25 protein-coding genes and 2 tRNA genes are annotated in these 25329 nt (G+C 43.1%); 7 read left to right on the forward strand and 20 right to left on the reverse strand.

Annotated elements, in window-relative coordinates; translation table 11 throughout:
• Positions 1-126: 126 nt before the first annotated feature.
• The 6 genes from PGU50_RS01945 to PGU50_RS01970 are packed head-to-tail and all read right to left on the reverse strand — an operon-like array spanning position 127 to position 4860.
• On the reverse strand, positions 127-765 hold the full coding sequence (locus PGU50_RS01945) for a hypothetical protein (protein ID WP_270246053.1): 639 nt from the start codon (positions 763-765) through the stop codon (positions 127-129).
• Between the two features lie 51 nt (positions 766-816).
• Complete coding sequence (locus PGU50_RS18065; RefSeq protein WP_334304137.1) at positions 817-1059, reverse strand: helicase-related protein; 243 nt, start codon at positions 1057-1059, stop codon at positions 817-819.
• Positions 1060-1785 carry a hypothetical protein gene (locus PGU50_RS01955; protein ID WP_270246054.1) on the reverse strand — a complete coding sequence of 242 codons (726 nt, stop codon included), beginning with the start codon at positions 1783-1785 and terminating at the stop codon, positions 1060-1062.
• Positions 1786-1798: 13 nt separating this feature from the next.
• Complete coding sequence (locus PGU50_RS01960; protein ID WP_270246055.1) at positions 1799-3262, reverse strand: hypothetical protein; 1464 nt, start codon at positions 3260-3262, stop codon at positions 1799-1801.
• Between the two features lie 5 nt (positions 3263-3267).
• Complete coding sequence (locus tag PGU50_RS01965) at positions 3268-4359, reverse strand: hypothetical protein (RefSeq protein ID WP_270246056.1); 1092 nt, start codon at positions 4357-4359, stop codon at positions 3268-3270.
• A gap of 21 nt (positions 4360-4380) precedes the next feature.
• A complete protein-coding gene (locus PGU50_RS01970) occupies positions 4381-4860 on the reverse strand; it encodes a hypothetical protein (protein WP_270246057.1) in 480 nt (159 codons plus the stop codon).
• 410 nt (positions 4861-5270) lie between these two features.
• Between PGU50_RS01970 and PGU50_RS01975 the strand changes: the two genes are divergently transcribed.
• From PGU50_RS01975 to PGU50_RS01995, 5 genes are read left to right on the forward strand one after another with little or no spacing between them, the layout of a single operon-like run.
• Positions 5271-5810: a helix-turn-helix domain-containing protein gene (locus PGU50_RS01975; protein WP_173687711.1), complete on the forward strand. Its 540-nt coding sequence runs from the start codon at positions 5271-5273 to the stop codon at positions 5808-5810.
• A gap of 21 nt (positions 5811-5831) precedes the next feature.
• Positions 5832-6905: an ABC transporter ATP-binding protein gene (locus PGU50_RS01980; protein WP_117556198.1), complete on the forward strand. Its 1074-nt coding sequence runs from the start codon at positions 5832-5834 to the stop codon at positions 6903-6905.
• Positions 6895-7713, forward strand: a complete 819-nt coding sequence (locus tag PGU50_RS01985) for an ABC transporter permease (RefSeq protein ID WP_022220522.1) — start codon at positions 6895-6897, stop codon at positions 7711-7713. Before PGU50_RS01980 ends, PGU50_RS01985 begins: the two co-directional genes overlap by 11 nt.
• A complete protein-coding gene (locus PGU50_RS01990) occupies positions 7713-9596 on the forward strand; it encodes an extracellular solute-binding protein (RefSeq protein ID WP_175305291.1) in 1884 nt (627 codons plus the stop codon). Before PGU50_RS01985 ends, PGU50_RS01990 begins: the two co-directional genes overlap by 1 nt.
• On the forward strand, positions 9596-10480 hold the full coding sequence (locus PGU50_RS01995) for an RluA family pseudouridine synthase (RefSeq protein ID WP_270246058.1): 885 nt from the start codon (positions 9596-9598) through the stop codon (positions 10478-10480). The genes PGU50_RS01990 and PGU50_RS01995 overlap by 1 nt, the downstream gene beginning before the upstream one ends.
• A gap of 248 nt (positions 10481-10728) precedes the next feature.
• On the opposite strand, the gene PGU50_RS02000 is transcribed toward PGU50_RS01995, so the two are convergent.
• From PGU50_RS02000 to pap, 7 genes are all read right to left on the reverse strand, one after another.
• A complete protein-coding gene (locus tag PGU50_RS02000; protein WP_270246059.1) occupies positions 10729-12402 on the reverse strand; it encodes a nucleoside kinase in 1674 nt (557 codons plus the stop codon).
• A 70-nt stretch (positions 12403-12472) separates the two neighbouring features.
• Positions 12473-13270 (reverse strand): Nif3-like dinuclear metal center hexameric protein, encoded by a 798-nt coding sequence (locus PGU50_RS02005; protein WP_044999230.1) that lies wholly within the window; start codon positions 13268-13270, stop codon positions 12473-12475.
• Positions 13271-13280: 10 nt separating this feature from the next.
• Positions 13281-13997 (reverse strand): tRNA (adenine(22)-N(1))-methyltransferase, encoded by a 717-nt coding sequence (locus tag PGU50_RS02010; protein ID WP_118198414.1) that lies wholly within the window; start codon positions 13995-13997, stop codon positions 13281-13283.
• A 4-nt stretch (positions 13998-14001) separates the two neighbouring features.
• Positions 14002-15117 (reverse strand): RNA polymerase sigma factor RpoD, encoded by a 1116-nt coding sequence (gene rpoD / locus PGU50_RS02015; protein WP_008374891.1) that lies wholly within the window; start codon positions 15115-15117, stop codon positions 14002-14004.
• A gap of 39 nt (positions 15118-15156) precedes the next feature.
• Positions 15157-16932 carry a DNA primase gene (gene dnaG / locus PGU50_RS02020; protein WP_270246060.1) on the reverse strand — a complete coding sequence of 592 codons (1776 nt, stop codon included), beginning with the start codon at positions 16930-16932 and terminating at the stop codon, positions 15157-15159.
• Between the two features lie 84 nt (positions 16933-17016).
• Positions 17017-18021, reverse strand: a complete 1005-nt coding sequence (locus PGU50_RS02025; protein ID WP_055155673.1) for a deoxyguanosinetriphosphate triphosphohydrolase — start codon at positions 18019-18021, stop codon at positions 17017-17019.
• Between the two features lie 3 nt (positions 18022-18024).
• Positions 18025-19488, reverse strand: coding sequence for a polyphosphate:AMP phosphotransferase (gene pap / locus PGU50_RS02030; RefSeq protein WP_270246061.1), 1464 nt, complete (start codon positions 19486-19488; stop codon positions 18025-18027).
• 278 nt (positions 19489-19766) lie between these two features.
• Here pap and PGU50_RS02035 point away from each other — a divergent pair.
• Both PGU50_RS02035 and PGU50_RS02040 read left to right on the forward strand, forming a co-directional pair.
• Positions 19767-19851: transfer RNA gene (locus tag PGU50_RS02035), tRNA-Leu, on the forward strand.
• 39 nt (positions 19852-19890) lie between these two features.
• A tRNA-Leu gene (locus PGU50_RS02040) sits at positions 19891-19975 on the forward strand.
• Positions 19976-20410: 435 nt separating this feature from the next.
• Here the strand turns inward: PGU50_RS02040 and PGU50_RS02045 are convergent.
• From PGU50_RS02045 to PGU50_RS02075, 7 genes are all read right to left on the reverse strand, one after another.
• A complete protein-coding gene (locus PGU50_RS02045) occupies positions 20411-21169 on the reverse strand; it encodes a prolipoprotein diacylglyceryl transferase (RefSeq protein WP_270246062.1) in 759 nt (252 codons plus the stop codon).
• A gap of 322 nt (positions 21170-21491) precedes the next feature.
• A complete protein-coding gene (locus PGU50_RS02050; protein ID WP_270246063.1) occupies positions 21492-23564 on the reverse strand; it encodes a heavy metal translocating P-type ATPase in 2073 nt (690 codons plus the stop codon).
• 14 nt (positions 23565-23578) lie between these two features.
• The gene (locus tag PGU50_RS02055; protein ID WP_008374872.1) at positions 23579-23899 is read right to left on the reverse strand and encodes a DUF6110 family protein; all 321 of its coding nucleotides are present in this window, start codon (positions 23897-23899) and stop codon (positions 23579-23581) included.
• Between the two features lie 306 nt (positions 23900-24205).
• Positions 24206-24598 (reverse strand): Fur family transcriptional regulator, encoded by a 393-nt coding sequence (locus tag PGU50_RS02060; RefSeq protein ID WP_117823083.1) that lies wholly within the window; start codon positions 24596-24598, stop codon positions 24206-24208.
• A gap of 27 nt (positions 24599-24625) precedes the next feature.
• Positions 24626-24994, reverse strand: coding sequence for a heavy-metal-associated domain-containing protein (locus PGU50_RS02065; RefSeq protein WP_117556224.1), 369 nt, complete (start codon positions 24992-24994; stop codon positions 24626-24628).
• Between the two features lies 1 nt (position 24995).
• The gene (locus PGU50_RS02070) at positions 24996-25127 is read right to left on the reverse strand and encodes a hypothetical protein (protein WP_270203598.1); all 132 of its coding nucleotides are present in this window, start codon (positions 25125-25127) and stop codon (positions 24996-24998) included.
• 14 nt (positions 25128-25141) lie between these two features.
• Positions 25142-25315 (reverse strand): FeoB-associated Cys-rich membrane protein, encoded by a 174-nt coding sequence (locus PGU50_RS02075; protein ID WP_117823082.1) that lies wholly within the window; start codon positions 25313-25315, stop codon positions 25142-25144.
• Positions 25316-25329: the final 14 nt, after the last annotated feature.

The following is a 25329-nucleotide window of genomic DNA, read 5'->3' on the forward strand; positions in this document are numbered from 1 at the left end:
CTCAAAGTATCAACTCCTTTCAATAATATTCTAGTCTAATATCTTATAAAACTCAATATTTACTTATATGATTTTATAATTTATCTTTAACTGTTAATGACCCTCGTTCTATCCTTTGTTTAACACCTACTCAGCATACTTTTCAATCCAATTTTCGCCATCATATTCGTTAATTTGTTTTTCTAATCTTGCAAGATAATCTTGCAACCTGCTATCCTCTTCACTGGCATACCATACATTTGCCCGTCCAAATCCATAAGCCCAACCATTTGATTTTCTTGGGACTTCCCACTGAACCTTTCTTGATCTGATGCCCGCAGGAAGTAGAACACAATCAGACGAATTTGCAATTGCATTGTAATATTGTATATCTTCCGGAGCAAACACTGCCTCTTGATAATGTCTGAAAACTGTAGCATGTTTATACCATCCCACGACCGTCGTAAACTTATGTGCTGGATGTTTTGCACAATACACAACAAGCACATCATCTACTGATTCTTCTTTTTTTAATAGCTCACACCCCGCAATATTCTCAATTCGCATTTGATTGACATCTTTACCATTATGTGATTTTGTCTCGAAGAACCCCAGACAATATAACCCTTCCCTACCCTCCATATTCACCGGCGTAAAATTGTATTTTTCATGTGCGTCTCCTGTCTCGTCAACAAAACTTCCACCATTTAACGGAATATCCTTTCCATCTTCATTTCCTCGATACTCCTTCATCCACGCTATGTTACAAAAAAGTACTCTCATCATATCAACCTTCTTTCCCCTTTGAAAATGGACTCAAGTCGATAAACAGTTTCTTCAATCCGCTTGTGTCCTTGAATAAATACTCCAGAAATTCTTCCTGCCTTCTCTTTGTTCCAAATCTATGGGATTACTTGGAAGATTCCAGTGCATAATCACACAGCAATAATTATGAAAATCCAGACCCTCCTGACCAATAGACGTTGTGGCAAGCACAAATGGACGCATTGGTGAGTTAAAGGCATTTCTGATATTTTCTTTACGCATGACTACCTTGGAATTATCGCCTGCATATCTCATTTAATTTGGAATAATGTGGTATTTCATATGTCTGGCTTTAAACCAGCAGTATTCATCTGTAATTTCATTCACTTCGAGTTCTTCATCTACAAAATACACATATCCATCGAATAATAGTAGCGTAGAACATGACCAATATGGATCCCAGTATTCTGGATTTCTGCTGTCCGTACAATACTCCAAGTCATCCCAAAACCAAATTTCAACTTGACATCCCCATATCCCGGTGAACCTCAGATACAGTTCTCCACCATCTGATATTTTTTGTTCTTCAATACATGCATCATGAAAATTTCCGGTTGCCCAATCAAAGTCTTCAATATCTTTTTTCGTTTTAATCTCACGATACTCTTCATATGTATAAGATTCTTCAAATTTTATACATTGCTGCATAATATCATCAGGAACAACTCCTTCTGAAATAATTTTGTCTGCCAGTTCTCTTGGAAGGAATTCTACACCACCCGTGTCATCTTGTTCGTTTATAATCCACCCACTCTCATCAGAATCTATGATCAGTACCTGTTTTATTAAATATTCTGTATCGGGCTGTATCTTAAACCATTTTATCAATTTCGTTTTTTCTTCATTGAATACTACATAGTATGTGCTATGGATTCTTTCAAGATAACGCTGATAGTCATCTTCTGATTTTACATCACTATAATAGCCGAATACCGATGAAATATAATATTTTCCATTGCCTTGTCTTATTATTGCGTGCATATTACGCCTTCTTTTAATCCATAAAATATGATGCTATTTTTTCTTTGCTATCTAATATCTCGTCTACTGGTACGCCACATGATTTTGCCAAATCAATAGAACCTTCAAAGGCTACACGAATGTCTGGTGCAAATGCCCTGTGTAATAATTCCATGAACAGCTTCGTATCCTTACCAATTTCATCAACAAATTCCTGATACTGATCCTGTAATGAAACATCCAGCTGACGTACTGCTTCTGCATATTCTTCAAATATCTTCTGTTCTCTGGCTGACAGATTATCTTTTGCGATTTGATACATCATAGTTCCTACAGTATTGCCAATCACTGCACCAAGTACAGGAACTGGAATCAATATTTGACCTGCAAATGAAGAAAGTGCACTAACTGAAGCATCTAAACATAACATTTCTGTATTCTCAATAAATCTCTGTTCATTTACATTTCCCTGCTTTAATTGATATGCCTGTTCCGCAATACCAAATGTTGCTGTTACTATTGCGCTTGCTACAGCTGCCGGAGTTGCAGTAAAATTTGTCAATGTATAAATAGATGCTCCTCGTATACTACCTTTCAAGGTTCCCTTTCCTGTAGTAGCTGCAATCTCTTTCCAATCTTCCTCATCAAAAGCATTGAATTTCTTACCAGACTTTCTTTTTTCAGCTATTCCCAGGCACAACGCCATAGCACCTTCAATTGCAGCTGCGGCTGCTGTTGCTTTCGCTCCCTCAGATAACGTAGGTTTACTTTTATTATATGCCTGTTCTTTTCTTTCCTGATTTCGTTTTCTTAAACTATCCTTTTCTTTTGAAAAAGTTTGTTCATATGTGCCTTTCTGGACTTCAGAATATTTTAATTTAGACGGTTCTACTTTATCTAATGGAATATCACCATTTTTAAAAAATTCATGTACTTCCCTCCACTGTTTCAGAGAAAAATCGCCTGTTGAAGTCGGCATTTTATTTGCTTCTTTTTCTGAAATCGAAAGCAGCCACTTGATTTTCTCGTAATGGTCTTCCGGAATCTGATATACTCCGCCATTATCAAGGAAATCAGGATAAGCATTTAAATGCATACGAATTGCCTGTAGTGATAAATGCCCACCTCCGTTTACAAATTTCTGCTGGATTAGTGTTGCTCCCCTTCTCAAATCTTCAGGCCCATTATCATTAATCCATTCGTATATTGGTGCTTTTCCTTCTATCTGTTCTCTGGCATTTCCAATACCACATTCTGCAACTTCAGCAATAAATCCGTGCATTCCATATTGACCGCCTCGTCCTTTTCCATTATTCACGATATCTCTGCTAATAGTTTTAAGTGTTTCACCAATGGTAGACATCGCTTCGTTCAGATTTAATTCTTCTTTCTGCAATACTTCCATCAATCTGTCTAATCGCACCTGATTCAGGTAATTAATCCATGAAGCAACAGCTTGTTCTTGCCCACTTTTAATCATCTTTTTAGCTTCTATCATTTACTTTATTCCTCCACAGTTTCACCAAGCGTTGCTGCTAAAGATTTTGCATTGTTCACAAGTGTTCCCAATAACATTTGCCCTTCATCTGCTATTTCTATAAAGTTCTTTCCATAATAAGTCATACAATTTCCGTACTGATCATTCAACATACTTCTTAATTTGTCCGTCTTATCTAATAATGACTTCATTTTGACATTAACTTCACTAACTAATTCAACATTGTGTAATACTGCCTCAATCTCTTCTTTTTTTTCTTTACCAAGTTTGATTTTTTTATTTGCAAACAGAACAATTGATGCTAATAATGTAGCTCCTCCAATTGTCCAGCCTACTGGACCGGCCATTGCCAAAAATGCAGTTCCAGATACCATTCCACCTCCCCCGGCAGCGGCTGCGCCACCTCCAAGCCATGCTAAAGCTGCATTAGTAGCGGCTGCACCTGACAATGTTGATATAGCAGTTCCTGTAGAAGCTGTACCAAATGTAGTTGCTACCCACATAGCTGCACTCGGAGCCAAGCTGGCTACAGCCATACCGCCGGCTACTCCTGCACCTACACCTGCCATGGATTTCTTTGCTGCATCGAGTTCTTGTGTTGCATAATCACATACATCTTTGAATTCTTTTTTATAAAGTTGGATCTCCTTGAAATCTGCATCAAAATTCTTTGGATGATTTGCAATACTGTTTACTAAGTTTTCAACATTTTCCAGTAAGTCCACAGATCGTTCTCGCTGTCTAAGAATCGCTGAGCCGTTATTCTCAAACTCTGCATATGCCGCATTATACCTGTTTACTGCATCATGAAGTTGGTCATCAAGACTTCCCTGCTTTTCTTTGTTATTGTCTTGTATGCCCTGTTTTTTATGTTCAGCCACTACATTTTTTATCGTATCAGCACTTGTTTTTGCTCCATTTGTAATCTTTTCAGCTCCGTCCTTTACTCCGTTTGATACAAACACAAGACCATCTTTCGTCCCTTTAGAAATCTTCTCAAGCACCTCACTATCTTTTGCCTGTTTTTCTACCTCTGCAATAGTTCCACTAATAAAATCTCCTACATTTTTCAATTTATCTTTAAATGGTTTTCCCATAACAATTATCCTTCTTTCTTGTCAAAATAATGTTGGATCTGCTCCATACCATGTCTGCACGTCGTTTTCTGTTGTAACATTTTCAATCCATGCAATACCAAATACATACTTTATTGTCTTAGTTTCTTTCATAACCAAATATAAAACACCGTCTTCCATATACTCGTTATCGTAATCATATATATCTGAGATGCACATACCATCCGCATAATATCCTGATTCGCCTTCCATGCCTATTGACAATTTAGTATTGTCTTTGTAAAACGATTTCAATTCTAATCGCTCTCCTGGTTCTATTCCATCCTTTTTAGATGAAACATGTCCCTTTATTTTACAAGAGATTGTATGTATTTTTCCATCTGGGATAAAATCAATTTTAATGGCATATCTCCCACTAACGTCAGGACATAGTTTGTCTGACACTCTAATACTCTTTTCCATATATTCAACCTTGTTGTCATCTACATATATTTCAATATCTCCTAATGGTGTGGTTAGCATTAATTCTCCTCCAATCTGCTTCTATTATAACATTCAATCATTTTTTACGCACTAAAAAAGGATGTAGGAATCAACTTCCCACACCCTCATTAGTATCTTATCATTTGTCGCTTCCAAACATATGGAATCGACAAATCAAAACTTTCCGGTAATCAGCTAAAATCCCTCGAATTTTCTTTCGATTCGGAGGATTTTTTCATGCAATTTTTCAAAAGCGATCTGAAGATAATCTAAACTAAAATTAGTCATTTCTTACCCGCTTTTTATTTTTCAAAAAAACCTCTATTTTCCTTATAAAACGGTTGCTTTTTCTATAAACTATAGTATAATAAACCTTGTCGTGTGTATAGAAATACTAAACTCTAGGTTTATTTTTATTTTTACAAACAATTTACAGAAAGGAGCTATTTATGAACATCGGACAGAAAGTAAGGGAGCTCCGTATTGCGAAAAATCTTACCCAGGAAGAACTTGCAGACCGGAGTGAGCTTTCGAAGGGATTCATTTCCCAGCTGGAACGGGATCTTACTTCTCCTTCTATCGCCACACTGGTTGATATTTTGCAGTGTCTCGGCACCAATCTGAATGAATTTTTCAGCGATGACGAGGAAGAACAGGTTGTCTTCGGTGATGAGGATTATTTTGAAAAAAAGGATACTGATCTGAAGAATACGATTGAATGGATCATTCCGAATGCCCAGCGCAATATGATGGAACCGATCCGTCTTACCCTGGCTCCGGGCGGTGCAACCTACCCGGATCTTCCACACGAAGGTGAGGAATTCGGATATGTGCTTCAGGGTTCCGTCAAAATCCACGTAGGCAATAAGGTCTACAAAGCTAAAAAGGGAGAATCCTTTTATTTTACTCCCCGCGCAAAGCATTATATAGAAGCATCGTCTTCTTCCGGGGCACGCCTGATCTGGGTCAGCACTCCCCCAAGTTTTTAAGTACACAGGAGGATTATACATATGCCAAACAAACTGATTGACATTGTTGGTGTTTCCAAATCATATGGAGACAATCTGGTTCTGGACGACCTGAACCTTTATATCAGAGAAAATGAATTTCTCACACTTTTAGGACCTAGCGGCTGCGGAAAGACAACGCTTCTGCGTATCCTCGGCGGATTCGAAAATCCGGACTCCGGAAAAGTAATTTTCGATGGAAAGGACATTACATCCCTTGCACCGAATAAACGACAGCTCAACACTGTTTTCCAGAAATATGCGCTTTTCACCCATATGACCATTGCTGAAAATATTGCTTTTGGTCTGAAGATCAAAGGAAAATCAAAATCTTACATCGATGATAAGATTCATTATGCATTAAAACTGGTCAATCTGGAAGGTTACCAGAACCGTTATCCGGATTCTTTAAGTGGTGGTCAACAGCAGCGTATTGCCATCGCCCGCGCCATTGTAAATGAACCAAAAGTTCTTCTTCTGGATGAACCTCTCGGTGCCCTGGATTTAAAGCTCCGCCAGGACATGCAGTATGAACTGATCCGTTTAAAAAATGAGCTGGGAATTACATTTATCTACGTTACCCACGATCAGGAAGAAGCCCTCACCATGTCTGACACGATTGTTGTCATGAATCAGGGATACATCCAGCAGATCGGTACACCGGAAGATATCTACAACGAGCCGGAAAATGCTTTCGTAGCCGACTTCATTGGCGATAGCAACATTTTCAATGCCATCATGGTACGCGATAAGCTGGTCAATATTGTCGGTGCCGAATTCCCGTGTGTGGATACCGGATTCGGAACCAACAAACCGGTCGATGCGGTCATCCGTCCGGAGGACATCGATCTTGTAAAACCAGAAGAAGGCACATTAAAGGGTGTCGTTACCCATCTGATTTTCAAAGGAGTCCACTATGAAATGGAAGTCCTTGCCAACAACTATGAATGGCTGGTACACAGCACCGATATGTTCCCGGTTGGCACTGAGGTTGGAATCCATGTTGACCCGTTTGATATTCAGATCATGAAAAAACCGGAATCTGAAGATGAGGAGGCTGTAGGAATTGAAGAATAGCAAACGCCTCCTGGCAGGGCCATACCTTTTCTGGGCAGTTTCTTTCATTATCATTCCTCTGATCATGATCTTCTATTATGGTCTGACTGACAATGACGGAAAATTCACTTGGATGAACCTTGCCAAAATCACAACACCTGAGAATTTAAAGGCTCTGGGGCTTGCACTTCTGCTTGCATTTGTCAGCACAGTGATCTGCCTGATCCTTGCCTATCCTCTGGCAATGATCCTCGTCGGAAGAAATGTAAACCAGTCCAGCTTCGTAGTACTTGTTTTCATCCTTCCGATGTGGATGAACTTTCTGCTCAGAACTCTTGCATGGCAGAACCTCCTGGAGAAAAACGGTGTCATCAACTCCGTTCTCCATTTCTTCGGGCTGCCTTCATGGAACATTATCAACACACCGACAGCGATCATCCTCGGTATGGTCTACAACTTCCTGCCGTTCATGGTGCTGCCGATTTACAATGTACTTGTAAAGATTGACAAAGATGTTATTTCCGCAGCCAGAGATCTCGGTGCCGGAAATATCCAGACATTTACCAAGATCATCCTTCCGCTTAGTGTTCCGGGTATCATCAGTGGAATCACTATGGTATTTGTACCTGCACTTACAACCTTCGTCATTTCCAACCTCCTCGGTGGAAGCAAGATCCTTCTGATCGGAAATGTCATCGAACAGGAATTCCAACAGGGAAGCAACTGGCATGTAGGAAGTGGACTTTCACTTGTCCTGATGATCTTCATCATTGCAAGTATGGCTCTGATCGCCAAATACGATAAAGACGGGGAGGGCACAGCATTCTAATGAAAAAGAAATTACAGAATTTATATTTACTGCTGATCGTGATCTTCCTCTATGCTCCGATCATGACACTGATGGTTCTGTCCTTTAACAGTTCCAGAACCCGTGCCAAATGGGGCGGATTTACCGGAAAATGGTATGTATCCCTTTTCCAGGATGAAGCGATCATGAGCACCTTATACAACACCCTGATCATCGCACTTCTTTCTGCGCTGATTGCAACCGTGATCGGAACTTTGGCTTCCATTGGAATCCAGAGTATGAACCGCAAGTTCCGTACCTTTATGCTGGGTGTCACCAACATTCCGATGCTGAACGCAGATATTGTGACTGGTGTATCTATGATGCTGCTGTTCATCGCATTCCGTATGACCATGGGATTTTCGACAATCCTGATTGCACATATAACCTTTAATATCCCATACGTCATTTTAAGCGTCATGCCAAAACTAAAGCAGACCAACCGGCGAACCTATGAAGCCGCACTAGATCTGGGTGCTTCCCCGATCTACGCTTTTTTCAAAGTCGTATTTCCGGATATCCTTCCAGGAATTCTTTCCGGTTTCCTGCTTGCATTTACCATGTCGCTGGATGATTTTGTGATCACCCACTTTACCAAAGGACCTGGAATCGATACCCTGTCCACCAAAATTTACAGTGAAGTACGAAAAGGAATCCGTCCGGAAATTTACGCACTCTCAACGATCATGTTTGTAACGGTGCTCTTCCTTCTCTTCCTGATCAATTTAAAACCGGAAAAAGAAGTTCACGAAAAAGACGGCACGATCCGCAAGCCATCCCGTGCACGCCACACGATGCGTCTCGTCGTAACACGTGTCGTACCGGCACTGCTCGTGATCGTCATTACAGCCGGAGGATTTTTCTACAATTCAAAGACAAAGATTTCTGGCTCCGAAAAGGTAATTGTCTACAACTGGGGCGAATATCTGGATCCGGATGTTCTGGATATCTTTGAAGAAGAAACCGGTATCCAGGTAGTTTATGAAGAATACGAAACCAATGAGATCATGTACCCGAAGGTGCAGTCCGGCGCCATTTCCTACGATGTGGTCTGCCCTTCTGACTATATGATCCAGCGTATGATCGAGAATGATCTCCTCGCCGAGATCAACTGGGATAATATTCCGAATATCAAAAATATTGGACAGACTTACATGGATCAGTCCAAAGCATTTGATCCAGAAAATAAATACTCTGTTCCTTATTGCTGGGGAACTGTCGGGATCCTTTACAACAAAACCATGGTAGACGAACCAATTGATTCCTGGTCTGTTCTCTGGGATCCAAAGTACAAGGACAGCATTCTGATGCAGGACAGCGTCCGCGATGCATTCGGTGTTACCTTAAAATATCTTGGATATTCCCTGAACTCAACCGACCTGGACGAGCTGAACGAAGCGAAGAATCTTCTGATCAGACAGAAACCACTGGTTCAGGCATACGTCGTTGACCAGGTGCGTGACAAGATGATCGGAAACGAAGCAGCCATCGGTGTTATTTACTCCGGTGAAGCCATTTACACACAGAAAGAAAATCCAAACCTGGAATACGTGATCCCGAAAGAAGGATCCAATATCTGGATCGACTCCTGGGTAATTCCGAAGAATGCAGAGCATAAGGAAAATGCAGAAAAGTTCATCAACTTCCTCTGCCGTCCGGACATCGCACTGAAGAACTTTGAGTACATCACCTACTCGACTCCAAATGAAGCAGCACGGGAACTGATTGAAGACGAGTCCATCCGCAACAGCAAGATTGCATTCCCGGATGCAAGCGAGCTCTCCGGATGTGAGACCTTCAAATTCCTTGGAGATAAAAACGATGCTGTCTACAATGAATTATGGCGGGAAGTGAAATCAAAGTAATGTGGGAAAGAATTCTGAATTATACAATAACCGAACAGAAAACTTCCAATATCCATGAGTTTTTAAAAGCTCATGGATATTCTTCTTCTCTGATCCGGGCAATCAAAGAAGATCCGGAAGGAATCCGTCTGAACGGGGAACCAGTACTGGCACGCACCCTTCTTACTCCCGGCGACCAGCTTGCTATCCGGATTACCGAAACAAAATTCTCCGAAAATATTGTTCCGTCAGATCTGCCTCTTTCGATCGTATATGAAGATCCGGACCTGCTGGTCATCAATAAACCTGCCGGAATGCCAATTCACCCTTCCCAGGGAAATTATGACAACACACTTGCCAATGCCTGTGCATGGTATTTCAAAGAGAAAGGCGAGCCTTTTGTCTACCGCTGCATTAACCGGCTTGACCGGGATACCACCGGTCTTCTGATCATTGCCCGGCATCTTTACAGTGCCTCTCTCCTCTCTGCCATGATGGCACGCCGGGAAATCCACCGGGAATATCTGGCACTTGCCACGGGAATCGTCCCGGAAGACGGAATCATCACTGCTCCAATTGCCAGAAAAGAGGGTTCTACCATCGAGCGCATGGTTGATTTTAAACATGGTGAATATGCCTGCACCCATTACCGCAGGCTTTCCATCACAAATACAGATCCGGTCTACTCTCTGGTTGCCTTAAAGCTGGATACCGGACGCACTCATCAGATCCGGGTGCATATGAATTACATCGGTCATCCGCTTCCGGGAGATTTTCTCTATAATCCGGATTACAGCCATATCAGCCGTCAGGCACTGCACTCACATCATCTGCGTTTCCGGCATCCAATCACAGGAGAAGAAATGCATTTCACAGCGCCTGTGCCTGAAGATATGTTACTCTGATAAATATATTTAAGTGATTCCCATCCCCGGCACATAATACTCTTTTTATGGAAGAATTTTCCATATGTATTTTCCGGTCAAACAGAAGAAGAGCTTCTGAGAGAACAAAGATATTCATTCTCCCAGAAGCTCTTCTTCTGTTTATTTCTTATTTCTGACGACAAATCACACTAAAAAAACAGCGGAACAGATTCAAACTGCCTCTATAATCTATATCGCTCTCTTACCATGTGACCAGCTTCAACATTCTACAAATCGAAACATCCGCCTCCAATAAATTCCCTCAAAATCGAATTCTGCGGAACATACTCACTTCCGATCCCCACAAAATAATCCAGGAATTTGAGCAGTCTCTTCGCTTCCTGATATTCAGCGCAGTCCTTCTCAATTCCGAACAGGATCGGTTCTGCATAAGCTTTCAGAACTGCCAGCTCATAAAGAAGAGCTGAATTGAACATCACATCCGCGTCTTCCTGATACGGGAAAATATTGTTCTCTTCCCCTCTTCGCACCGACTGCCACATAGCGATCGTCTGCTTTGCCGAAGTACCTCTGGTTCTTGCATCACGCACCATCCGGCGGATCAGACGTCCATCTGTTGATGCGATCCGGTTATGCTCATCGATATTCAGCTGGGTCAGTGCACTGATATAGATCTTGAATTTATTTTCTTTTGGCAGATCATGAGTCAGCGCATCATTCAGACAGTGAATGCCTTCGATCACCAGAATATCCTGCTCGCCAAGCTGCATATGATGTCCGTTATATTCCCGTTTTCCGGTCTTGAAATTGAACGTCGGAAGTTCAATCCGTTCGCCTGCAAGCAGCTTTTTCAGATCGTGGTTAAAAAGTTCCACATCCAGCGCTTCCAGACACTCATAATTCGGCTTTCCTTCTGCGTCCAGCGGTGTATCCACACGGTTCTTAAAGTAATCATCCACCGAAATCGGATGCGGGACCAGACCGCTTACCCGGAGCTGGATGGAAAGCCGTCTGGAAAATGTAGTCTTTCCTGACGAAGAAGGACCGGCGATCAAAACAAACTTCTTCTGCGGATTTCCTGCAATCTGCTCTGCGATCTGCGCAATTTTTTTCTCCTGCATTGCCTCCTGTACCAGAAGCAGTTCCTTTGGATTGGCGCTGCCGCCTGTCACATAATCATTCAGTGCCCCTACCGTCTCAATTCCAAGCATATCACCGCCACGCGTAGACTCTTTCAGCACATGGAACAGCTTATTCTGAGGCTGAAACGGAGGTATCTTTTCCGGTTCAGCTGCCTCCGGCATCTGCACTACAAATCCCTCATCATATAAATATAATTTAAAATATTTTAGATAGCCGGTTGACGGAACCATATAGCCGTAATAGTAGTCCTCAAATTCATTGATACTGTAAATATTGACAGTAGACACTCTGCGATACCGGAACAAACGCTCTTTATCCTTCATACCGTACTTGCGGAACATTTCAACCGCTTCATCGGTATGAACCGATCTCTTCCGGATTGAAAGATCCATATCTGCCATTTCATGCATCCGTTCTTCAATCCTTGCAAGCAGTTCCTGATCCGGCTTCTGATCTCCTTTTATTGTACAATAATACCCTTTATCTACAGAAAAATGGATTCTCACCTGTTCTATCTTATCGTGTCCGATTGTATCATATACTGCCTTCACCAGCAGAAAACTTACACCACGGCGATAGGTAAGATTTCCAATGGTCTCGCCTGTCGTCACAAAATGGAGCGCACAGTCCTTTTTCAGCTTCTTTCCAAGCTCCTGAAGCTTTCCATTTACATATACAAGAACAATATCATGTGGGTATCTTTCCTGATATTCCCCGGCAATCTGCAGATATGTGGTTCCTGCCGGAAAACTTCTCTCTTCCCCGTCAATCTGTACTTTGTACATCTGCTGTTCCATATTTACCGCCTTCTTTCTGCCTTACGGCGCTTTGACAAATCTGTCTGTTTTCTCCCCGCTCCCAAACACCTTACGTCAAAACCCAGAATGGCTGCCGGATCTTTGCTGTCCGGATCTCTGCCTCTGGAAATTTCTCCCGGCAAAAATGTTCCATATCTGCAATAAAGATATGCTCCACGCCATAGTGTCCGGCATCAATTACTGCCATTTTTTGCGCAACCGCATCAATCCCCTCATGGTGATCAATGTCACCTGTCACCAGTACATCCACACCTTTTTCCAAAGATACGGAAATTGCGCTCTTCCCGGAGCCCGGAAAAACACCAAGGCGATGTACCTGCATATCCGGCTCTCCAAATATTTTCACATTCGGAAGATCAAATGCTTTTTTTACCATTTCCGCACAGGATTTTAAATCCATCGGCTGTGCCAGATCAGCAACTCTTCCGATTCCAACCGGAACTTCACCGGATTCTGAATGCATGCTTCCCGTCACTTCCAGAACCTCCGGTTCACTCAGTTCAAGTACCTTCCCAGCAAGCTCTGCCATTCCCATTACATCATAATTGGTATGCATCGCATAGTAAGAAATGTCATCCCTGATCAACTTCAGTACTCTTCTGCCAATAAAATCCTCGTCATTGATCTTTTTCATTGCTTTAAAGATCATCGGATGATGTGTGATCAGCATATCTGCGCCCCAGTCTGCTGCTTCTTCGATCACTTCATCCGTCGCATCCAGTGCAAGATAGATCCGCTTTACTTCTTTATCGCTTCTTCCGACCTGCAGTCCTACATTATCCCACTCCATAGCATAGTGCTTTGGAAAACGTGCTTCTATTTCTTTTATAATTTCTCTGCAAATCATCATTTTCCTCCTAAAAATACCGGTCAAGCAGGTCTTCTGCTCTCTTTATCATATGCAGAACCTCTGCACTTCTCTCCTTCGTGCGTTCACTCTCCTGCACCCGAAGCTTTTCATACACGCCCTGATTCACAGACAGTTCCTTTTTCAGATATTCTCCCATCACCGGGTGAGCCTTCTCTAATAAATATTTTCCATATTCAAGCTCTTCTTCTGCTGCCGGAACACCTTCCGCATAAAGACCTTTCTGCTCTGTCGGGATCACCTTCATCATCGGATAGTATTTGCCATCCTCTTCCACCATGTCCTCTGCAACGATACGAAATCTATGTTCTTCCAGATAACGGCGGACTTTCGCAAGCTCTGACTGCGGCTGCAGGACCAGTTCCTTTAAGCTTCTGGTTTTTGCCGGATCCTCATTCAAAATGTGTATGACAAGACCGCCGCCCATTCCGGCGGCGATCATTGTGTCAGCTTCTTCCATTTTCAAATTCACCAGACCATCAGAAAGACGGGTAGCGATCTTCCCATCCAGTCCATGTTCAAGGATATGTGTATCCGCTCTCTCTAATGGTCCTTTGTTAATATCCATGGCAATTGCGGATGGAACCAGCCCGTTCTGTGTCAGATAGATTGGGATGTAAGCGTGATCTGTTCCCACATCCGCAAGACGCATTCCCGGTGTGACAAGATCCGCCACTGCCTGTAATCTTTTTGATAATTCAGCCATCTTCTTAATCCAAATAATCTCTTAATTTTCTGCTGCGGCTTGGATGACGAAGCTTGCGGAGTGCTTTTGCTTCGATCTGACGGATACGCTCACGGGTGACATCGAACTCTTTTCCGACCTCTTCCAGTGTACGTGCTCTTCCATCACTCATACCAAAACGCAGGCGGAGAACCTTCTGCTCTCTCTCTGTCAGTGTACTTAAAACTTCATCCAGCTGTTCTTTCAGAAGTGTCTGCGCTGCTGCTTCTGCCGGAACAGGTACATTGTCATCCTGGATAAAGTCGCCCAGGTGGCTGTCCTCTTCCTCACCGATCGGAGTCTCAAGAGAAACCGGTTCCTGGGAAATCTTTAAGATTTCACGCACACGGTCTACCGGCATGTCCAACTCTGCAGCGATCTCTTCCGGCGTAGGTTCACGTCCAAGCTCCTGCAGTAACTGTCTGGATACACGGATCAGTTTGTTGATCGTCTCTACCATATGAACCGGTATACGGATGGTTCTCGCCTGATCAGCAATCGCACGTGTGATTGCCTGACGGATCCACCATGTTGCATAGGTACTGAACTTAAATCCCTTCTGATAATCAAACTTCTCTACCGCTTTGATAAGTCCAAGGTTTCCTTCCTGTATAAGATCCAGAAACAGCATACCACGTCCCACATAACGCTTTGCAATGCTGACTACCAGTCGCAGGTTGGCTTCTGCAAGACGCTTTTTCGCTTCTTCATCACCATCTGCCATTCTCTTTGCCAGCTCGATCTCTTCTTCTGCTGAAAGAAGCGGAACCTTACCGATCTCCTTCAGATACATACGAACCGGATCTTCGATGCTGATTCCGTCCGGAACAGACAGGTCGATCTTCTCCATATCCACTTCGTCTTCATCCGAAAGCATGATCTCCAGATCATCATCATCCACATTGGAGTCATCATTCATCTGAAGCACATCGATCCCATTGGCCTCCAGGTACTCAAATACCTTGTCCATCTGTGTCGGTTCCAGCTCCATATCCCGGAATGCATCATTGATTTCCTGGATTTCAAGAATGTTCTTCTTTTTCTTCGCAAGGGCAACCAGATTTTTTAATTTTTCCTGAAACTTTACTACGTTCTCTTCCATGTAGTGTCCTTCCTCTCATCGCTTGTTTATATTCTATCCCTAATTAATGGAAATATGCAGTTTATGAAGGTCCTGCACTGCCTTCTTCGCATTCATAAGCCTTTGCAGCCCCTGAATGTCTGTCGGATCCAGATTCCGGGTTGCGGTTTCGATACTGTACTCCTTTACCCGTAGAATCGTCTCCTTGATCGCTTTTTCCTGCTCTCCCGCAGTCGTCAGCTCTTTGATTCTCGTATTGAAAAGTGCTGCCACCGCGCGGTGTTCCTCTTCCTCTGTAAAATAATTCATGATCTGCGCAGGATTCAGTTCTCCTTTTGCATGCTGTTCATACAGAAGTTCAGCAACTTTCCGGTACAGCTCCACCGTAAAATCCTCCGGCGTAACATAACGGCTTACCTGATCAAACAGCTCTTCCCTGTCGATCAGCCAGGTAAGCAGAATCTTCTGTGACCGGATATGACCATCCTCTTTTGGCGTTTCCTGGCGGATCGTCTGTCTCGGCTTTGTGGCCGGAGCTGCCATTCCGCTCTGAACTGCTACCTTGACAACCAGCTTCTTAAGTTCTTCGTAGCCGACGTGATAAGTCTTTGCCACCGCTTCTATGTAATTGTCACGTTCAATTTCTTCTTCAAAACGTGCCAGCCTTCTCGCCGCCTCTCTGAGGAATTCCGTCTTTCCTTCCGGTGCATTCAGGTCATAACCTTTTTCCAGCATCTCAAGACCGAACATAAAGCTGTTCCTTGCTTTCCTGATCCGCTCTTCAAATGCCTCAGCTCCAAGATTCTTGATGAATTCATCCGGATCCTTGTACGGTTCCATCCGGATCACGCGGGTCGTCACACCGGCCTCCCGAAGGATCGGATCTGCCCGGAGTGCCGCTTTAGTTCCGGCTTCATCACTGTCATAGGTCAGATAGACTTCATTCACATACCGTTTGATCAATGCTGCATGTCCTGCTGTAAGTGCAGTTCCAAGTGATGCAACTGCATTGGTAAATCCCGCCTGATGGAGCGAAATTACATCCATATAGCCTTCACATACAATAAAATACGGCTTTCTTGATGTTCTCGCCCGGTGAAGTCCGTACAGATTCCGGCTCTTATCAAAGATCAGAGTCTCCGGTGAGTTCAGGTACTTTGGCTTCCCGTCACCCATCACACGCCCGCCGAATCCGATCACACGGTTATTCACATCCATAATCGGAAACATGACACGGTTCCAGAATTTGTCGTAAACTCCGTGCTTTTCATCGACATTTACCAGACCGGCTTTGATGATCATCTCTTCACTATAACCCTTCATCTTCAGGTATCGAAACAGATCATCACTGTATTTGCTGGAATATCCAAGTCCAAATGCGGTGATCGTCTCCTGGCTCAACTGACGGTTCTGCAGGTATTCTCTTGCCTGCCTTCCGCCCTCCGTCTTCAGCTGCGCATAATAATACTTGGCCGCCAGCTTGTTCATCTCAAGCAGCGCACTTCTCGTATCTGCTCTTTCTTTCGCTTCTTTTGAATATTCCTCTTGCGGAAGCTCCACGCCGGCACGCTGTGCCAGAAACTTGAGTGCTTCTACAAAAGAATAATTCTCATACTCCATAATGAAGGTAAATACATTTCCTCCCGCTCCGCAGCCAAAGCAGTAATACATCTGCTTATCCCTGCTCACAGAAAAAGAAGGAGATTTCTCACTGTGAAACGGACAAAGTCCAAAATACGAACTTCCCTGCTTCTTCAGCTTCACATATCCGGAAATCACATCTACGATATCATTTTTCGATCTTACTTCTTCTATAATCTCATCTGAATAATACATTATGTCCTACACCTTCCTGGCAGGGTTCGCGCACCTTGCGCAACCCCTACATAATATATATTCGACAAAACTTTTTTATTTCCTTTAAAATTTCCAAGATTGTGGAATAAAAATTTCTTCAAACTTTTTTACGGCAAAATTATCCGTCATTCCTGCTATGTAATCACACACTGCGATCTCCGGCATTTCCCCCTTCTGCAGCTGTTTCAGATACTGCTCCGGCATCTTTTCCATGTGCGTTTCATAATAAGAATACAGATCTTCGACCATTCGGATTGCTTTGTCCTCTTCGCCCTTTGCAAGTGGATTCTCATAAACATGGGTAAACATATATGCCCGCAGCTCCATCAATGCTTCACGGACTTCCTCTGACATGCAGATCTTCGGTTTGTCCATGCTGTTTACGATCACATCATGGGTAAGTGTGTTCAAACGCTCTCTTTTACTGTTGCCCAGAACTTTTCGCAGCTCTTTGGGCAGTTCCTCTTCATTCATGATCCCCGCCCTTACTGCGTCATCAATATCATGGTTCACATAAGCAATCTTATCAGACAGTCTGACGATCTGCCCTTCCAGTGTCGCAGGCATTCCCGCACTTTTGTGGTTGCGGATTCCATCGATCACTTCCCAGGTCAGGTTCAATCCCTCCCCCTGTTTCTCCAACACCTCTACTACACGGACACTTTGTTCATTGTGTTTAAATCCACACGGACACACATTGTTCAGAGCTCTCTCTCCTGCATGTCCAAACGGAGTATGTCCAAGATCATGCCCCAGTGCAATTGCCTCCACCAGATCTTCGTTCAGCCTGAGCGCCTTTCCGATCGTCCGGGCGTTCTGTGATACTTCCAGCGTATGCGTTAGCCGTGTCCTGTAATGGTCTCCGATTGGTAGGAGAAACACCTGCGTCTTCTGCTTCATGCGCCGGAATGCCTTACTGTGCAGGATCCGATCTCTGTCCCTCTGAAAAACCGGTCGGATGTCACACTGTGGCTCATTTCTCTTTCTCCCCCGGGAAGCCATGCTTAATGTGGCACAGGGGCTTAGATATTCCTTTTCTCTTTCTTCCATCTGTTCCCTGATTGTCATTTTTTATTTTCTCTCTTCTTTCAGTCGTTTCTCGATTGCTTCTGTCACGCATTCCAGAACTTTAATACGTGCATAGTATTTATCATTTCCTTCCACTACGATCCACGGTGCATGTGGCATAGAAGTCTTTTCCAGCATTTCTTCTACCGCCACCTCATACTGATCCCATTTTTCCCGGTTTCTCCAGTCTTCATCGGTGATCTTCCACTGTTTTTTCGGATTTTCCTGTCTGGCTTTAAACCTTCTCGCCTGCTCATCCTTGTCAATCTGCATCCAGAATTTCAGCACGATTGCTCCTGCATTTACCAGATCCTGCTCCATGGCATTGATTTCCCCATAAGCTCTCTTCCATTCTTTTTCGGTGCAAAATCCTTCAATCCTCTCTACCATCACTCTTCCGTACCAGGTTCTGTCAAATATCGCAATATGACCGGCTTTCGGCATTGCACGCCAGAAACGCCACAGATAATGATGTGCTTTCTCTGTATCACTCGGTGACGCTGTCGGATTCACCACATATCCCCTCGGATCCATATGTGAAGTCAGACGTTTGATCGCACCGCCTTTTCCTCCGGCATCCCACCCCTCAAAGCCAAGGACAACCGGGATTCTCCTGCGATAAAGCTCTCCATGCAGATGTTCCATCTTTTTCTGAAGCTCTTTTAAGCGTTCCTCATAAACCTCTTTTGGCATGGATTTGGAAAGATCCGTCTTTGCCAGAATGGATTCTGCTGTTTCCCTTTTCATTTCCGTTTTCTTTTCCAGACTGCCTTTTTCTTCCAGTTCCTTTCTTGCGACTGCTTCTTCCATTGCCTGGATCACCGCCTGATAAACAGCCACTTTGGCTTCTTTCTTCTTTGTAGCATTGATCACTGTCCACGGTGCGTAATCTGCATCCGTTTTCCGCAGCATCTCTTCATTGATTGCTTTATACTCTTTAAAATCATGGTTCCGCTTCAGATCGCCTTTGCTTACCCGCCATGCAGTATCCTTGGAAGCAAGCAGTTTCTCAAAGCGCTTTTTCTGTTCTTTCCAGTCAATCTTTAAAAACAGTTTGATGATCACCATTCCATCATCCGTCAGCTGTTTTTCAAACGCACGGATCGATGCAAAATCCTTTTCTAGCTCTTTTTCCGGTGTTTTTCCTTCAAAACGTTCAATCATAACTCTCCGGTACCAGCTGGTATCAAAAATCGCAATTCTTCCCTTTTCCGGGATCTTCGTCCAGAAACGCCACATAAAAGGATGCATCCATTCCTCTTCCGTTTCATTTTTTACCGCATATACTTTAAAGCCTCTTGGATCGAGTGCCTGGATCAGATTGCCAATCTGAAGTCCTTTTCCTGCTGCTCCATAACCCTCAAACGCGATCATCACCGGGATTTTTTTCTCCCTGCACACTCTTTGCAGTTCTCCAAGCTGCTCTCCCAGTTCTTTTATATCCTTCATTTTTATATTTTTATCCATAAAATGCCTCCATTTCACCAGTTTCTGCTCTTATTATCCCCAAATCCATTGATAAAACGCGCAATTAACGCATACAATTATATATCATATTACTATATTTTCTCATAATAAGAAAGTGGATTTGTAAAATTATTGAATTATTTATCTTTTCGATATTTTTCGTAATATATTGCGAATTAAAATTTCTTTTAAATTTTTGTTGACTTTGTGTTTGGAATATAGTATTATAGCTTTTGTCAGCGGCGAGCAGTTAAAAAATAAAGCTCACTGAGTGATATGCGGAAGTGTCGGAACTGGCAGACGAGCAAGACTAAGGATCTTGTAGGCATTGCGCCTGTGTGGGTTCAAGTCCCATCTTCCGCATTCGGATTTATCCGAATCCGGTAATTAAATATTGTTTGTGCGGAAGTGTCGGAACTGGCAGACGAGCAAGACTAAGGATCTTGTAAGCATTGCGCTTGTGTGGGTTCAAGTCCCATCTTCCGCATTATAAAAAGGAACCTCTGATTTTATCAGAGGTTCCTTTTTATAGTAGCGAAGCGTGACCTGAACCCATGGTTCAGGTCTTCGCTTCGCTACGGTCGGCGCAGGGCATTCGTCCACTGGACGAATTGCGCCCCATCTTCCGCTTCCTTCATTTTTCAAATTCTCCGTTTTTGTTAGAAATTCTTTTTTTATACCAACGTACAGCTTAAACCCATGGTTCAGGTCTTCGCTCCGCTACGGTCGGCGCAGGACATTCGTCCACTGGACGAACCTGGCCCCATCTTCCGCTTCCTTCATTTTTCAAATTCTCCGTTTTTGTTAGAAATTCTTTTTTTATACCAACGTACAGCTTAAACCCATGGTTCAGGTCTTCGCTTCGCTACGTCGGCGCAGGGCATTCGTCCACTGGACGAATCTGGCTCCATCTTCTGCTTCCTTACCTTTTATGCCTTTTTTTATTTACCAGATACAATACAATTCCACCTGCTACGATCACCATGGAGATCCACTGGGAGGTTGAGAACATCCCAACTCCCCCTCTGTTATCATTTCTTAAAAACTCAACAAGGAATCTTCCTACACCATACAGCAGCATATACAGAAAACCTACACTTCCCGGTGTACCGTCTTTTTTATTCTTTCTATAATATAGAAGTAACACGATCATGATCAGGAAATCGCCTGCAGACGAAATAAGCTGTGTAGGAATCAGTTTTACACCTGCCGGAGCAAGCCCGCCTTCCGGGAAGATCACACCAAATCTGGAGGTTGTCTCCCTTCCATAGCAGCATCCTGCAAGAAAACATCCGATTCTTCCAAATCCCTGTGCCATCGAAATACTTGCCACAGCGAGATCAAAATATTCCAGAAAATAAAGCTTCTTGATTCTGCAATATACAATTGCTGTCAGAAAACCGGCAATAATTCCACCATATACGACAAACCCTTCTGAACCGAGTACCGTCTTCGGATCCCTGATAAATGTCTTAAACTCCACGATCACATATAGAATTTTTGCACCTAAAAAACCGCCGATTACACCATAAATTCCAATATCCACAATTGCTTCCGGATCCAGTCCATTCTTTTTTGCGCGATAAGAAGCCATTGCCACACAACAAAGGATACCGATTGCGATCATCAGTCCATATCCATGTATCGTAAACTTTCCTATTGAAAACAGATCAATTTTCACGCTTTTTTCTTCCTCCCTTTTATCAATCTATTTATCATTGTATGGATTATCCCTTCATTTGTCAATCTTATCCTTTTAGATACTATCTGCTATTTTGTTACTGTTCACAGTACCTGCGACCAGCAACGCATCTCGCCATTTTAAATCGCCTTTGGCGATGGGCGAGATGCCATTCAAGATAAAACGTGCATCCTCCGTGCCAATCAGCGTAGTGATTGACACGGGAGTGAACAGTAACGCTATTTTGCCTCTTAATCCAGCAATGGGGCATGATTCAGAGAATCACCCCCCACGTTTAGAGCTATCATTACATTGTTCTGCCTTACAGAAGATTCTTCATACTCTTCAGCCCAATTGCCAGGGTTGAAGTATTGTGTAAAAGTGCTGATGTCGTCGGCTGAATCACACCGGTTACTCCAAGTACGATCAGACCGGAATTGAATCCAACGATAAAGCGGTAATTACTTTGAATTCTCTTCATCAGCTTATTGCTGAGACGTCTTAAGGTCACGATCTGTCCAAGATCATCTGCGCCTACCGTAATATCTGCAATCTCACGCGCAATCTCTGCGCCATTGCTGATCGCAATTCCCACATCTGCCGCAGAAAGCGCCGGAGAATCATTGATACCATCGCCGATCATAATAACTTTTCTTCCGGCTGCTTTTTCTTTTTCTACAAACGCAGCCTTATCTTCCGGCAGTACTTCTGAATAATATTCATCTACACCGACACGCTTTGCGATCGCCGAAGCTGTACGGTCGCTGTCACCTGTCATCATAACAATCTTTCCAAATCCTGTTTTCTTGAGCTCGGCAACTACTGTCTTCGCCTCTTCTCTCAATGGATCTTCAATACAGATCACTCCTGCAAGCTGATTCTCGATTGCAAGATACAGATGTGAATATTCTTCCGGAAGACTGTCAAATAACTCCTGTTTTCCTTCCGGAATTGTACATTTTTCATCTTCAAATACAAAATGAGAGCTTCCGATAATTACATTTCTATCATCAATCGTTGTAGAAATGCCATGTGCAACCACATACTCTACCTTGGAATGCATTTCCTCATGATCCAGATTTTTCTCTTTTGCTGCATTTACTACTGCTTTTGCCATAGAATGTGGAAAATGTTCTTCCAGACACGCTGCAATACGGAGCAGTTCATCCGGTGTTCTTCCATCAAAGGGAACCACATCCACCACGGTAGGTGTTGCTTTTGTAAGTGTACCAGTCTTGTCAAATACGATCGTATCTGCCTCTGCCACAGCTTCCAGATACTTTCCGCCCTTTACGGTAATATTGTAAAGGTTTGCTTCACGAATTGCAGACAGCACCGAAATCGGCATTGAAAGCTTAAGGGCACACGAAAAATCTACCATCAGGATTGAAAGGGCCTTTGTGACATTTCTCGTCAGCAGATAGGTAAGAGCTGTTCCACCAAGTGAATACGGTACAAGCCTGTCTGCAAGATGTTCTGCCTTGCTTTCTACTCCTGATTTTAACTTCTCAGATTCTTCAATCATCGTAACGATCTTATCAAAGCGGCTGTTTCCGCTTACCTGTTTGACTCCGACTGTGATCTCACCTTCTTCGACCACCGTTCCTGCATATGCATAGCTTCCAACCGTCTTGCGGACAGACACTGACTCTCCGGTAAGAGATGCCTGATTGATCATCGCTTCACCATCCACGATATCGCCGTCAAACGGAATCACAGTTCCCATACGAATCACAATTCGGTCTCCAGCTTTTATCTTGGATGCAGGAACCAGAACTTCCTGATCTTCTGTCTTCAGCCATACCTTACTTACGTTCAGAGACATGGTCCTTGCCAGGTCATCTACGGATTTCTTATGTGTCCACTCTTCCAGAATCTCACCGATTCCAAGCAGGAACATGACGGATCCGGCTGTACTGAAATCCCCACGTGCAACGGATACACCGATTGCAGTCGCATCCAGCACCGGAACCTCAATTTTGCGTGCCCACAGACACTTGATTCCCTTCCAGATATACTTCAGTGACATGACCGATGTATAGCATGCATTCAGTGGATACGGAAGGAACCATTTTCTTGCATAATGAAATACTACTTTATTGAACAGCTTTTCCTGATACTGCGCATTCACTTCACGACCGGAAGTTGCAAGTACGTCTGCCGGAACTTCCACTGTCTGATAGTGAAATTCCTGCAGAAGACGGATTACCTCTTTTTTGTCGCCGGTATAATTAATGACTGCATCACAGGTTCTGTCATATACCTTTGCTAATTTGACTGATTCATTGCAGAGCAGATAATACTGTAATATATCAGCCTGTTCATATGTCATTCTTTTTTGAGAAAGCCGGACTCTCATCCGGCCTTTCATTTCATGTTTAATTGTAAACTTCACGTTCAGTGCGCCTCTTACTCTGTTACTTCGTTGAACTCTGTATTTTCAGCTTCTTCAGCCTCTGCTGCTGTATCTGCATCAGAAAATTCTTCCATTTCAGCAGCTCTTTCTTCGTTGATGTTCTTAGCTTCAGCGTAAATATCCTCTGCATTTTCCTGGATATTTGTAGCTGTTTTCATAACACAGTCTTTTGCGCGAAGAACTGCTGCTGTGCAATTTGTGTACACGTTCTTAGCATCCTTGCTTGAAAGCGCTTTGATTCCAGCTGTTCCAAAAAGAACTCCTGATGCAAAAATTCCAACCTTTTTCCAATTTACTTTAGTAATATCAAACATATCTATGTACCTCCTGTTTTTTCATTAACGCCTATTATATGACACGAATCTGAAAATTTCCAGTCTTTTTTTGCTTCTGATAAATTTTCTCACTTTTGCGTAAAATCAGTTTTGTCAAACTTTTTTTCATTATATCTGACACGAATTCGCTATTTTCACCTTAATTTTTACACAACTTTTCACAGTTATCTATATCCATATTTATATAGAAGAAACTCATTTCCCGGTATCTTAAAGAGACAGATACAACCACGGTACCTGCCTCCATATCCGAACCGTTCCGTTTCAGAACGTTTTTTTACAATATTATGCTTCTTTGAGTGTGATGTTTCTCACATTCTGTCCACCCGAAAATCCACAGGCATCCAGACCAGATTTGATCACTGCCGTCCATTTATCCTCCGGAAGATCAAGAACTGTTCCGTCCTCCAGCTCGATCATGTATTCCATTTTACAGCCCTTATCCGAAATACGGTACATATTCTTGCGACTGATTGCTCCGATCTGTTCCAGCGTATTGACCATACGGTATACCGTCGCCGGTCCGATACTCGGATCCTTCTGAGACGCCTGATAATAAATTTCCTTGCAGCAATTACATTTTCCTTCCAAAATAATATCGATCAGCATGAGCCGCTGCTTCGTAACCCTGCAGCCACTTCTTTTCAGCTGCTCGATTATTCTTTCTTTCGCGTCCATGATAGCCCCTTTCCATGCTGTCACCTGTTAGGCTCTGATATCAACTACCTTAAATCCTGCTTCCTCGACAGCTTTTTTCAGATCATCATCATCGATTTCTCTGTCATAGCTTACAACCGCTTCTTCTTTTTTGAGATTCACCTTTGCAGATGCACCTTCGATTTTGTTGATCGCTTCCGTTACACATTTTACACAATGCTCACAATGCATACCGGAAATCTTCACTGTCTTTTTACCGATTGCCGGGTTATCCAGCATCTTATCTTCAATGTCTGTCACGATCGTTTCGGATCCGCCACCACAGCAAGGACTTTCCCCTTTAAAATGTTTCAGCGTACCCTTTAATGCAAAAATAAGAAGTACGATCACGATCAGAATAATAATTGCATCAACCATGTTATTCCTCATCCTTCCGGCGTTCACGCCATTTCTTTATCCACAAGACCAATTGATAAATACTGACTCCTACGAGATAAATGATCAGGATTGCACCGAAAGCATAGAACATAGAGCCTGATGAATTTCCCATATTCTTCCCGCCTTTCAGTCTTCCTTCTTCGGTGCGGTCTTACTGCTGCATCCGCTGCAGGAACTGCAATTTCCGCTACAGCCCGCGCATCCGACAGGTTTCCCTTCTTTATGGTTTTTATATCCTTTACGGATCAGAAAAATACAATATCCTGCAATCAGTGCGAGTATCACAATATTAGCGATCATAAACCTTCACCTGT

Source organism: Coprococcus sp. AM11-30B, assembly GCF_027674365.1.
GTDB lineage: Bacteria > Bacillota > Clostridia > Lachnospirales > Lachnospiraceae > Allocoprococcus > Allocoprococcus comes.

What these genes read in the sequence shown, in the direction of transcription:
- PGU50_RS01945 (WP_270246053.1), bottom strand. Translation starts at nt 765, where the DNA reads ATGATGAGAGTACTTTTTTGTAACATAGCGTGGATGAAGGAGTATCGA.
- PGU50_RS18065 (WP_334304137.1), bottom strand. Translation starts at nt 1,059, where the DNA reads ATGAGATATGCAGGCGATAATTCCAAGGTAGTCATGCGTAAAGAAAAT.
- PGU50_RS01955 (WP_270246054.1), bottom strand. Translation starts at nt 1,785, where the DNA reads ATGCACGCAATAATAAGACAAGGCAATGGAAAATATTATATTTCATCG.
- PGU50_RS01960 (WP_270246055.1), bottom strand. Translation starts at nt 3,262, where the DNA reads ATGATAGAAGCTAAAAAGATGATTAAAAGTGGGCAAGAACAAGCTGTT.
- PGU50_RS01965 (WP_270246056.1), bottom strand. Translation starts at nt 4,359, where the DNA reads ATGGGAAAACCATTTAAAGATAAATTGAAAAATGTAGGAGATTTTATT.
- PGU50_RS01970 (WP_270246057.1), bottom strand. Translation starts at nt 4,860, where the DNA reads ATGCTAACCACACCATTAGGAGATATTGAAATATATGTAGATGACAAC.
- PGU50_RS01975 (WP_173687711.1), top strand. Translation starts at nt 5,271, where the DNA reads ATGAACATCGGACAGAAAGTAAGGGAGCTCCGTATTGCGAAAAATCTT.
- PGU50_RS01980 (WP_117556198.1), top strand. Translation starts at nt 5,832, where the DNA reads ATGCCAAACAAACTGATTGACATTGTTGGTGTTTCCAAATCATATGGA.
- PGU50_RS01990 (WP_175305291.1), top strand. Translation starts at nt 7,713, where the DNA reads ATGAAAAAGAAATTACAGAATTTATATTTACTGCTGATCGTGATCTTC.
- PGU50_RS01995 (WP_270246058.1), top strand. Translation starts at nt 9,596, where the DNA reads ATGTGGGAAAGAATTCTGAATTATACAATAACCGAACAGAAAACTTCC.
- PGU50_RS02000 (WP_270246059.1), bottom strand. Translation starts at nt 12,402, where the DNA reads ATGGAACAGCAGATGTACAAAGTACAGATTGACGGGGAAGAGAGAAGT.
- PGU50_RS02005 (WP_044999230.1), bottom strand. Translation starts at nt 13,270, where the DNA reads ATGATTTGCAGAGAAATTATAAAAGAAATAGAAGCACGTTTTCCAAAG.
- PGU50_RS02010 (WP_118198414.1), bottom strand. Translation starts at nt 13,997, where the DNA reads ATGGCTGAATTATCAAAAAGATTACAGGCAGTGGCGGATCTTGTCACA.
- rpoD (WP_008374891.1), bottom strand. Translation starts at nt 15,117, where the DNA reads ATGGAAGAGAACGTAGTAAAGTTTCAGGAAAAATTAAAAAATCTGGTT.
- dnaG (WP_270246060.1), bottom strand. Translation starts at nt 16,932, where the DNA reads ATGTATTATTCAGATGAGATTATAGAAGAAGTAAGATCGAAAAATGAT.
- PGU50_RS02025 (WP_055155673.1), bottom strand. Translation starts at nt 18,021, where the DNA reads ATGACAATCAGGGAACAGATGGAAGAAAGAGAAAAGGAATATCTAAGC.
- pap (WP_270246061.1), bottom strand. Translation starts at nt 19,488, where the DNA reads ATGGATAAAAATATAAAAATGAAGGATATAAAAGAACTGGGAGAGCAG.
- PGU50_RS02055 (WP_008374872.1), bottom strand. Translation starts at nt 23,899, where the DNA reads ATGTTTGATATTACTAAAGTAAATTGGAAAAAGGTTGGAATTTTTGCA.
- PGU50_RS02060 (WP_117823083.1), bottom strand. Translation starts at nt 24,598, where the DNA reads ATGGACGCGAAAGAAAGAATAATCGAGCAGCTGAAAAGAAGTGGCTGC.
- PGU50_RS02065 (WP_117556224.1), bottom strand. Translation starts at nt 24,994, where the DNA reads ATGGTTGATGCAATTATTATTCTGATCGTGATCGTACTTCTTATTTTT.
- PGU50_RS02070 (WP_270203598.1), bottom strand. Translation starts at nt 25,127, where the DNA reads ATGGGAAATTCATCAGGCTCTATGTTCTATGCTTTCGGTGCAATCCTG.
- PGU50_RS02075 (WP_117823082.1), bottom strand. Translation starts at nt 25,315, where the DNA reads ATGATCGCTAATATTGTGATACTCGCACTGATTGCAGGATATTGTATT.